The 10148-nt window shown below is 54.3% G+C and carries 7 protein-coding genes and 1 pseudogene; 6 read left to right on the plus strand and 2 right to left on the minus strand.

Annotation, left to right across the window (positions count from 1 at the left end):
* Window positions 1-89: 89 nt before the first annotated feature.
* The 3 genes from BZL41_RS21710 (at window position 90) to BZL41_RS21720 (ending at window position 6590) form a co-directional block, all read left to right on the plus strand.
* Window positions 90-320 (plus strand): AlpA family transcriptional regulator, encoded by a 231-nt coding sequence (locus BZL41_RS21710; RefSeq protein ID WP_095601197.1) that lies wholly within the window; start codon window positions 90-92, stop codon window positions 318-320.
* Window positions 321-826: 506 nt separating this feature from the next.
* Window positions 827-1552: an inovirus Gp2 family protein gene (locus BZL41_RS21715; protein ID WP_095601198.1), complete on the plus strand. Its 726-nt coding sequence runs from the start codon at window positions 827-829 to the stop codon at window positions 1550-1552.
* 163 nt (window positions 1553-1715) lie between these two features.
* The gene (locus tag BZL41_RS21720) at window positions 1716-6590 is read left to right on the plus strand and encodes a type ISP restriction/modification enzyme (protein ID WP_095601199.1); all 4875 of its coding nucleotides are present in this window, start codon (window positions 1716-1718) and stop codon (window positions 6588-6590) included.
* A 45-nt stretch (window positions 6591-6635) separates the two neighbouring features.
* On the opposite strand, the gene BZL41_RS21725 is transcribed toward BZL41_RS21720, so the two are convergent.
* Window positions 6636-7772 carry a hypothetical protein gene (locus BZL41_RS21725; protein ID WP_095601200.1) on the minus strand — a complete coding sequence of 379 codons (1137 nt, stop codon included), beginning with the start codon at window positions 7770-7772 and terminating at the stop codon, window positions 6636-6638.
* A 53-nt stretch (window positions 7773-7825) separates the two neighbouring features.
* On the opposite strand from BZL41_RS21725, the gene BZL41_RS21730 reads away from it, so the two are divergent.
* The 3 genes from BZL41_RS21730 to BZL41_RS21740 all read left to right on the plus strand — a co-directional run bounded on the left by BZL41_RS21730 (window position 7826) and on the right by BZL41_RS21740 (window position 9713).
* Window positions 7826-8335, plus strand: coding sequence for a hypothetical protein (locus BZL41_RS21730; RefSeq protein WP_095601201.1), 510 nt, complete (start codon window positions 7826-7828; stop codon window positions 8333-8335).
* A 170-nt stretch (window positions 8336-8505) separates the two neighbouring features.
* The gene (locus tag BZL41_RS21735; protein ID WP_095601205.1) at window positions 8506-8763 is read left to right on the plus strand and encodes a hypothetical protein; all 258 of its coding nucleotides are present in this window, start codon (window positions 8506-8508) and stop codon (window positions 8761-8763) included.
* Entirely contained in the window at window positions 8760-9713 is a 954-nt protein-coding gene (locus BZL41_RS21740) for an endonuclease domain-containing protein (protein WP_095601202.1), read from the plus strand. Before BZL41_RS21735 ends, BZL41_RS21740 begins: the two co-directional genes overlap by 4 nt.
* 119 nt (window positions 9714-9832) lie before the next feature.
* Here the strand turns inward: BZL41_RS21740 and BZL41_RS28915 are convergent.
* A pseudogene (locus BZL41_RS28915) lies at window positions 9833-10148 on the minus strand (deoxyribonuclease I); the annotation flags it as partial.

A 10148-nucleotide genomic window follows, 5' to 3' on the forward strand; every position in this document is an offset into this window, starting at 1 on the left:
CATACGTAAGAATGAATTGAGTATCTATTTTGAAGCGGTTTTTTTTACTGCTCATGCAAATCCTCTGAACGAACATGAGGAGCCCGTTCATGAGGATAATTCGCCTGAAAGACGTCATCGATTCGACCGGTCTGGCTCGGTCTACTGTCTACAAGTACATCGCCGAGGGCACCTTTCCGAAGCCGGTCTCGTTGGGAGATCGTTGCGTTGGTTGGGTGGAAAGCGAGGTGCATGATTGGATATTGGCAAGGATTGAGGAGCGCGACCTGGCAGAGGGTAATGCGGTGCAGTCTGCGCGACATCTGAGTATGGCCAGCTAGAAGAAACCATTTGCGCCATGACCGGCTGAGGCTGGTCGTGGCGTTTTATGCCGGGTCTTCTCCACAGTCTCTGGAGTTGCCGGGGGTAGTTTCTTGACGTTCCCCATTCCAGAATGCCCAAGCGATGCTGCTCCCATCGCTTGGGCTTGTTGAAGGACATTTGGCTACGGACTTTGGGTTTGGTTTATTTCCGAAACGTAGCTTGAGTAAAAAATGCTGCTGTAGCCTGGTAATCGAATCCGTTTTCTCCAAGCCAATAAGGGCAGGTCATTTGCGGTGTGGGTAATATGCTTTTATTAGCAATAGCAATGCTCCTACCTACACCCGATTACGAAGAGTTCAATCGATCAACGAGAGGCATCGTCAGAACAATCAGATTCAGAACATCCTGATAGGTAGCCATCCCCATAGATGGCGACACCACAAGGGATCAAGTCGAAGACGTACCTGTAAAAATTCACACAGCATGCACAGGTTATGAAACTCAACCATGAGAGGTCATAACCATGCTCAGCCGTTCCCATGCCACCCAGCGCCACCCACTCCGCCATCCCGACAACAACAACCTCCATCTGCACTACGGAGACACCTACGAAGGCCTACCGCTGATGGTCGATAAGGGGCCCTTCATCCGGGAGTATCTGGCTGATCTCAAGCACACCATTGATCTGGCCTTGGCTGAATATCCGAGGGTGTTGGCCTTCAGGGTGGATCTCCGTTTACCTCAGGGTGTCGAGCTACCCGACTTCGCCTATACGAATCAGGTCATCAGCCGGTTCTTTGAATCGTTCACGAAGAAGATCCAGTATCACCAGAGGAGGGTGAGTGAGCGTAGCTACTCGCGTGGCTGCAAGGTGCGGTACGTCTGGTCGAGAGAGGTCGGTCAGGGAGGTAGGCAGCATTACCACCTGCTGATTCTGTTGAACCGTGATGCCTATTACACGATAGGTCGCTTGGGGTCGGAGAGGGTAAACATGATCGATCGTTTGCAAGAGGCTTGGGCCAGCGCGTTGGGGTTATCGGTCTGGCAGGTCGAAGAATTGGTGCATATTCCCGATAAAGCGACGTATCGGGTAGATCGAAAGCCCCGTGAGCGAAAGGTGGCTGGAAGTGATCGCAAGGTTCTGGTGGAAGAACTACCAGCGCTGTTCGACCGAGCCAGCTACCTGTGCAAGGTGGCGACGAAGACCTATGGAAGTCGCCAGCGAGGGTTTGGCACCAGCAAGGGCTAATGCCTGCCGATCTGGGATGCGCGGTTTTTCCACCATCCCAGACCAAAGTCAGTCTGAAGCTGATACCAGCATCGGAATCTCGCTCCGGCATCGGCTGAATTGCTAGACTGCGGCGATTTGGCGCCTGTGATACGCCTGACGTAATAAAAAGGAATTCCCTCCGATGTCTGCCCTCTCAACTTTGCTGAATGCCTATCGCTCCGCCTCTGTCACCGAGCGCGAAAAAGGTACTTACTTCGAGGAGCTGATCTGCGCCTATCTGCGCAACGAAGCTACCTACCGTGATCTGTACGACAAGGTGTGGACATACGCCGAGTGGGCCAAAGAACAGGGCCTCAGCGGTAAGGATGCGGGTATTGACCTGGTAACGCGCACTCAGGGTACAGGCGAATACCACGCCATCCAGTGCAAGCTGTACGCCGAGGACTACAAGGTCCAGAAGAAGGACATCGACAGCTTCTTCACCGCCTCGGGCAAGGCGCCGTTTTCGCACCGCATCATCGTGACCACTACCAACAACTGGAGCGAGCATGCCGAGGACGCCCTGCAGGGCCAGCAGCCTCCGGTCAGTAAGATTGACCTGCAAGCCCTGGAAGACAGCCAGATCGACTGGGCCAAATACCAGCCCAACCAGTCTGTGGTGCTCAAGGCGCGTAAGCAGCTACGTGATCACCAGCAAACAGCACTAAACGCCGTGGCTGCTGGCTTGAAGGACGCCGAGCGGGGCAAGCTAATCATGGCTTGCGGTACCGGCAAGACCTTCACCAGCCTGAAGATTGCCGAGCAGCAGGCTGGCAGGGGCAAGCGGGTGCTGTTCCTAGTGCCCAGTCTCTCCCTGCTGTCGCAGACCCTCACCGAGTGGACGCAGGAAAGCACAACCCCGCTTCACAGCTTTGCCGTCTGCTCCGATAGCGACGTAGGTAAGAAACGCAAGGCAGAGGACGACGCGGTTCAGGTGTTCACCCACGAGCTGCGTTATCCGGCCACCACCAAGGCGGATCGCCTCGCGGCGGAAATGCTCAAGCGCCACGATGCGGACCACATGAGTGTGGTGTTCTCCACTTATCACTCCATCGACGTGATCAGCCGTGCCCAGCACGATTACGATCTGCCGGCGTTCGACCTGGTCATCTGCGACGAAGCGCACCGTACTACCGGCGCCACCTTTGGTGACGATGATGAAAGCAACTTCGTGCGCATCCATGACGCCGATTACATCCGTGCCGCCAAGCGTCTGTACATGACCGCCACGCCGCGCATCTACGGCGACAACGCCAAGATCAAGGCTGAGTCCGGCGAAGTCACCCTGTGCTCGATGGATGACGAGGCGCTGTACGGCAAAGAACTGTTCGTCATCAACTTCTCCGAGGCAGTCCAGCGCGGCCTGCTCACCGATTACAAGGTGCTGGTACTCACAGTCGAGGAGAGCACCATCAGCCGTCGCCTTCAGGACATGCTGAAGGACGAGAACAACCAGCTCAAAGTGGATGACGCGGCCAAGATCGTCGGCTGCTGGAAGGCATTGGCCAAGCAGGGCCTGCATGAGCAGCTGATAGGTGATGACGAGCCGATGAAGCGTGCCGTGGCGTTCTGTCAAGTCATTTCACCCAGCTACAAAGGCACCAAGCACAAAGTCAGCTCGATCAACATCGCCAGCATGTTCCAGGCGGTGGTTGAGGCCTATCAGGAATCCGAAGAGATCGACGAAGCCTCGCGACTCATCTGCGAGGCCGAGCACGTGGACGGCGGCATGAATGCCACTGCCAAGGAGGCCAAGCTCAACTGGCTGAAGGAGGAACCTCCGGCCAACACGTGCCGCATCCTCAGCAATGTGCGCTGCCTGTCCGAGGGTGTGGACGTACCGGCGTTGGACGCTGTGCTCTTCCTCACCCCGCGCAACTCCCAGGTGGATGTGGTGCAGTCGGTTGGCCGGGTGATGCGCAACGCACCGGGTAAGAAGCGCGGTTATGTGGTGCTGCCGGTGGTCATCCCTGCGGGCATGGAGCCTCACGAGGCTCTTAATGATAACCAGACGTACAAGGTGGTCTGGCAGGTGCTCCAGGCGCTGCGCTCGCACGACGACAGCTTCGACGCCATGGTCAACAAGCTCGACCTGATCGGCTCCGACCCTCGCAAAATGGAAGTCATCGCCATCACCGACAAGGCCGAGAAGAAGGCCAAGAAAGCCACCGGCACCAACAACGGCAAGGCCGGCAAAGGCCAATACGGCATTGGGAGCAAGAGCCATGATGCTCCCGGCCAGATGACTCAGCAGGCCGAACTGACCTACGAGGTCGGCGAAATCGAGAAGGCCATCTACGCCAAGATCGTCGAGAAGTGCGGCAACCGCCATCATTGGGAAGACTGGGCCAACGACATCGCCAAGATCGCCCGCACGCATATCGACCGTATTCAGGGCATCTTGGAGAATCCGGCCAACACACAGGAAAAGGCCGCCTTCAACGCCTTTGCCGCCGAGCTGCGTGACGACCTCAACGACAGCATAAGCGATGGCGAGATTGTCGAAATGCTCGCACAGCACCTGGTGACCAAGCCGGTGTTCGATGCGCTGTTCGACGAGTACAGCTTTGCTAGCCACAACCCCATGTCGAAGGCCATGCAAGGCGTGCTGGATGCGCTCCACGAGCATCACTTGGCCAAGGAAGCCGACACCCTGGAGAAGTTCTACGCCAGTGTGCGTCAACGTGCTGCCGGCATCGACAATGCCCAGGGTAAGCAGAAGATTATCGTCGAGCTGTACGACAAATTCTTCCGCAACGCCTTCCCCAAGATGACCGAGCGCCTAGGTATCGTGTACACCCCAGTCGAGGTGGTGGATTTCATCCTCCACAGCGTCAATCACCTGCTGCAACAGGAGTTCGGTCAAACTCTGGGTAGTAAGGGCGTCCACATCATCGACCCATTCACCGGCACCGGAACCTTTATCACCCGCCTGATCCAGTCGGGGCTGATCAAACCGGAAGAGCTGCCGCACAAGTACAAGCACGAAATCCACGCTAACGAACTGGTACTGCTGGCCTACTACATTGCCGCCATTAATATTGAAGCGGCCTATCACGGTGAAGTGTTCGACGAATACACCCCGTTTGAAGGTATCTGTCTGACCGATACCTTCCAGATGTACGAGAAGGACGATCTGGTAGATGTTCTGCTGGAGGACAATAGCGCCCGGCGCAAGCGGCAGAAGGCGCTGGATATTCGAGTGATTGTGGGTAATCCGCCGTACTCCATTGGGCAAGGTAGTCAAAACGATAATAATCAGAATGTGGATTACCCGCATTTAGATAGTCGCATAAGAGAAACCTACGTAGCTCGATCAGATGCAGTTGCGAGTAGGGCGATGTATGACAGCTATGTCCGTGCTATTCGCTGGGCTAGCGACCGTATTGGTAGCGCTGGTGTGATTGGCTTTGTAACGAATGCGGGCTTCTTGGAGGCCAATACCGCAAATGGTTTGCGCAAATGCCTTGCAGATGAGTTTTCTAGCCTCTATGTGTTCCATCTACGTGGCAACCAACGTACCAGTGGCGAAACCTCTCGAAAGGAAGGGGGTAAGATTTTTGGCAGTGGTAGCCGTTCCCCCATTGCTATCTCATTGCTTGTGAAGAATCCCAACGCACAGACTCACGGACAGATTCATTTCCATGACATTGGAGACTACCTGAGCCGCGAAGAAAAGTTGGAGAAAGTCGCCGACTTCGCTAGCGTGGCCGGTATTGAGCATTGGCAACTGATCACTCCTGATGAGCATGGCGATTGGTTGAAGCAGCGCGATGACCGCTTTTCGGACTTCCTCGTACTTGGTGAGAAAAAAGCTGAGACGTTAAAAATCTTCGATAACTACTCACAAGGCGTGCTATCTGCCCGTGATACATGGTGCTACAACGCGGCAAGGGAAAGTCTTGGCTTAAATATGCAGAGGATGATCAATTTTTATAATGAAGAGCTAGATCGCTTTAATGCGGCCAATATTGATCTTGATAAAAAATCTAGAGAAAAAGGAGTGGATGGTTTTATCAATACCGATCCAGCACGCATTAGCTGGACGCGATCCTTAAAACAGGAGCTTGTCAAAGGGCGGCGCTTCGCTTTCGATGCTGAGTGCTTAGTAAAAAGTGTATATCGCCCATTCACTAAGCAATGGCTGTATTTTAATCGTCGATTTAATGAATATGTCTACCAGATGCCTCGCATCTTCCCAGAACCGAATGTAAAGAACTTGGTAATCGTGGTTACTGGAACGGGTGAAGCAAAAGAGTTCTCTTCTCTTATAGTCGACGCCGTGCCGGACTTTAAGAATCACTATAACGGTCAGTGCTTTCCCTTACATCTCTACGACGAAGCCGCACAAGCCTCAAGAGACGACCTTTTTGCCGAGCCAGTTGACTGCGGATTGCGCCGCCGCGATGCCATCACCGATGCCGGCCTGGCGCACTTCGCCAGCAGCTATCCCGGCGAGTTAATCAGCAAAGAAGACCTGTTCTATTACGTCTACGGCATCCTCCATTCCCCGGACTACCGCGAGCGGTTTGCCGACAACCTCAGCAAGGAGCTGCCGCGCATTCCTGCTGTAAAGAAGGCCGCCGACTTCTGGGCTTTCAGCAAGGCGGGTCGCGCCCTGGCCGACCTACACCTGAACTACGAAACCGTCGAGCCCTACCCGCTGACCATTGAGGCCAAGGGCACCCTCATCGATGCCGATTACCGTGTGGAGAAGATGAAGTTCGCCAAGAAGGGCGACAAGAGCACTGTCATCTACAACCACCGCATCACCCTCAAGGGCATCCCCGAGGCGGCCTGGGGCTATGTGGTCAACGGCAAAGCCGCGCTCGACTGGGTGATGGAGCGCCAGGCCGTGCGCACCGACAAAGCCAGCGGCATCGTCAACGACGCCAACGACTGGGCCATCGAAACCATGGGCAACCCCAAGTACCCGCTTGAGCTATTCCAGCGCGTGGTCACCGTGAGTCTGGAAACCCAGAAGATCGTGAACGGCCTACCGTCCTTGGATATCTAAAGCTGACAGGCCAAGCCTGGGGACCGCGGGGTAACTGGATGTAGGTTACCCAGCGGCTCCCGGCTCCTGGTTCAAGCACGGCACCTGAGCTACGGATGTATCAGGCTTGGGAGATGAGCGCATCCGCGCCTGTGCACTGCCCAGGTAGTCCTGGGTGAAACTCACGGCCTTGAACGGCCCCGTGCTGGCGCAGTATCCACAAGCCTCTGTGTCCGCCTCGTTGATCAGATAGCAGCGCTGGCACTCAGCTCCAGCCCCACCCCACGACTCAATCGCCCTGCGAATGGTCGCGACGATAGCCTCTGCACGCCGGCTACTCTCCTGCTTCAGCGACTCGCGCCTAGCCCTTTCAGCCAGCGCCTCCGGTGACTTCTGCTCCGCCTCAAAAGCAGCGACTCGGGCGGCCTGGCTTGCGACACGCAAGGCTTCATTGCGAGCCCGCGCCATCTCAAGCTCAGCATCCATCTGCTCACGCTCCAGCTGGCGCTGCTCAAGTTCCTTCAGCTTCTGCTGCATCTCAAGCTCATTGCGCTGATCGATCTCAGCCTGAATGGCTTGCCGGGTTCGCTCGACCATCACCGCGCCACGCACCGTATGCAGCCATCGGCGCACCTTCAAATCGAAGAGCACCACCTCGCGAAAAGCATCCTTGTTGAGGATGGTATCGAGCCCTAAGTGGCTGAGATCCAGCTCCAGGACAGACACGCCAAGCGCGAGCAATGCGGACTCCTTTTGGCGATCCTGCCGCTTGGCAGCCCGCACATGCACCAACAGTTGGTGCTCCCCGGCAGAAAGCACCACATCAGCGGTGACGCCGGATAGCTTAACGCCAGCGTCCGCACGCTCAGCCTGTAGCAATGAGGACTCAAAACTGACCGTTTTCCCGATGATAAAACCGCTCATGGTTTTCGCGGATATTGTCTGCGAGAACGGGGGTAACTGCAGTTGCAGCTCCGCTACTATCAGCTCAATAGCTTTGCGCCTAACGCCAGCCGCATGTCCGCCCTCACAGACCCGCTGCTGGTGGCGAAAGTACGGCAGCACCTTAGTGCCTTCGTTCGCAGCCACCAAAGCGCGATGGCATTCAGGACAAACACATTGGCACTTCAACCCATTCGCGACTTCATCTGCCTGGAACAGCAACCCGTCGCGCTCGCCAAACGGAATCATATTGCTCGACATCCACGATCATCCTTTTCCGCAGCCTGAGCTGTTGAGCCAGATTGAAGCGCGAAATGAAGATGATGACCAGTGCGCAACGCTGGCACACTCCAACGGCTGCAGTTGTACTAAACATCCTCCTCAAGGCTTGGGTTAATTCACTAATGGACAGAATCCACTGGTTTGCCGTCTCCAACCCCGAGCAGAAGCGCTTCCCTAAGCCCAATAAGCTAGTATCAAGGGAGTACTTAATGTCTAAAGCAAAGTGGCGTGTCTATGAGGAGCTTGCCCAATCCATAATCAATGAGTTGGCAGGTGAGTTTGGCCTTGATGGTGTTGAAGGCAAGCAGACGCTTCATGGGAAAACTGGGACGCACTGGGAAATTGATGCCAAGGGGATCAGGGAAGGAAACGCGGGTATCATATTGATAGAGTGCCGTAGGTACCCTAAAAGGCGGATTAAACAGGAGCAGATGGCCGCCATTGCCTATCGCATCAATGACATTGGGTCGGTTGGAGGTATCACGGTCAGTCCTCTTGAACCACAGGAAGGGCTAGGTTATTGGCAGAACATGAGAGCATAACTCATGTTGCGCTTGGTCATGAAGATACATTGTAAAATTATTTTGTTAAGTTTCTGAGTAAGTCTTTCTCCAAGACTGCTGAAGTGGTCGCTATTGGGGACTTTTCTGAGCTTGAAGTTGTTGGCGTGGGGGCGGTGACTGATTTGCATAAGGAGCAATAACGAGCAATGATGAGCATAGAGGAAATACAGGAAGCTATAGAGTGCTGGGCTTCTCGTCCGACTTGGTTTAACTCTCATCCCAGTGATATCGAGGCTTTTGAGGAAGTTATTTCGAATCTTCGTAGCTTGAACTATGTACCAAGCAAAGATGAACTGGCCGAGGCGATTTATGACAGAGTAGGGGGTCTTGCTAGCATGTTGGACACCCCGCGAGATATTGGTCAAGCTGTGCAAGAATTTGCTGCCAAGATCCACGCGTATTTATGAAATATCCAGGCCATCCCACTTCAACATCACCCAGCTGGTATCATGATCGGGGGGCATCGTACATTGAGGATGAATTCAGCAGAGCCGCTTCCGATCTCGCGGACTTGATCGAAAAGGAGCATTGGTTCGGTGATGCCGAAAAACACCATCGCTATCGTGTTGATTTCTTTCTGAAAGACGCTCGGCTCATTATTGAACTCGATGGCCATGTCTCTCATTCGACGAAGGAGCAGCTCGAAAAGGATGCTGTTCGGCAGAGGTATCTTACTCGTGCAGGCTACACGGTGATCCGCTTTACGGGGAGGGAAATCGTCCGAGATGTGCGGGGGTGTGTAGCCGAAGTCAGGCAGATATACCAAGAACGAATGCAGCGTACTCCAGCAAAATACCGGGTAATGTATGTTGATTATGCGTTTGTGGCCAAACAGATGGCCAAGGCTTTAGATTTCTATCGAGAGCTGCATCCTGAGAAGAACCTGACTCCCCAGCCGCTGGACAAGATCATCCCTCACGCAATTGAGTGGCTGCACGAGAAATCATTCATTACCGTCTTCGTCTTTTGCCCGGAAGAGATGCGTGGTGAAATTGAGCATCTAAACACGATGACCATGGAGTATGGAAAGGGCGAGATCAGATTTGCCACCGAGATAAGTGAGTGGTACTCAACGGACTTGGGTGAGCACCTGAAGAGCTTTGCTCATCTTTACGATGAGTTCATGTTAGTTGCGGATGATCGCATTTATAGCAAGCCTATTCGAGCTGTATTGCCGAAAGACTTCAGTGAAAGAACAGTGGGGCGATTCAGTCACAAATACTTAGCTAGCGGTAAGCTTTTGCGCCTTGGGAATAATGATACTGCGTTCAATGGAACTGAGTTGATTTACGTGCTCTGGCAAGATATCTGGTACGTGATCGGCTCAGCATTGGGGCTTGAGGGGCATGAACTATAGCTATTGGAGAGCTCTCCGATATAAGTCTATAGGTAGTATTTGAACGGCACTGGCAGGAGATAGGCTACAGCAATACCGTAAATGTGCATGTCTTAAGCCGCGAGCCGCTTGGCTTTATGTCATCTGCAATTCCCGGCTTTTCGGTAGCCAGCAGCTTGAGCGTCCGCCTCAGAGGTGAAAAGAACTTGGTTTTTCACTGATACGCTGTCGTAGCTCGGGCAGCCGATGGGTAGATGGTAAACGTGGCTGTTCCGGTTGCCGATGATCGATCCGCCTGAGGACGAGCCTTTGGCTATGACGGCCAAGGAGGTGCGCACGTTTGTAGTCGGTAATGAACTTACGATGCCGTCGCCTACAGGCTTATATCCAACCGTCCATTGCCTTTCGCCGGTCACGAACGGATTGTGGTGGCCCATGATCGCAGCAATGCGGGCA

This window comes from Pseudomonas sp. PIC25, assembly GCF_002286785.1.
Taxonomy (GTDB): Bacteria; Pseudomonadota; Gammaproteobacteria; order Pseudomonadales; family Pseudomonadaceae; genus Pseudomonas_M.

What these genes read in the sequence shown, in the direction of transcription:
- BZL41_RS21710 (WP_095601197.1), top strand. Translation starts at nt 90, where the DNA reads ATGAGGATAATTCGCCTGAAAGACGTCATCGATTCGACCGGTCTGGCT.
- BZL41_RS21715 (WP_095601198.1), top strand. Translation starts at nt 827, where the DNA reads ATGCTCAGCCGTTCCCATGCCACCCAGCGCCACCCACTCCGCCATCCC.
- BZL41_RS21720 (WP_095601199.1), top strand. Translation starts at nt 1,716, where the DNA reads ATGTCTGCCCTCTCAACTTTGCTGAATGCCTATCGCTCCGCCTCTGTC.
- BZL41_RS21725 (WP_095601200.1), bottom strand. Translation starts at nt 7,772, where the DNA reads ATGTCGAGCAATATGATTCCGTTTGGCGAGCGCGACGGGTTGCTGTTC.
- BZL41_RS21730 (WP_095601201.1), top strand. Translation starts at nt 7,826, where the DNA reads ATGAAGATGATGACCAGTGCGCAACGCTGGCACACTCCAACGGCTGCA.
- BZL41_RS21735 (WP_095601205.1), top strand. Translation starts at nt 8,506, where the DNA reads ATGAGCATAGAGGAAATACAGGAAGCTATAGAGTGCTGGGCTTCTCGT.
- BZL41_RS21740 (WP_095601202.1), top strand. Translation starts at nt 8,760, where the DNA reads ATGAAATATCCAGGCCATCCCACTTCAACATCACCCAGCTGGTATCAT.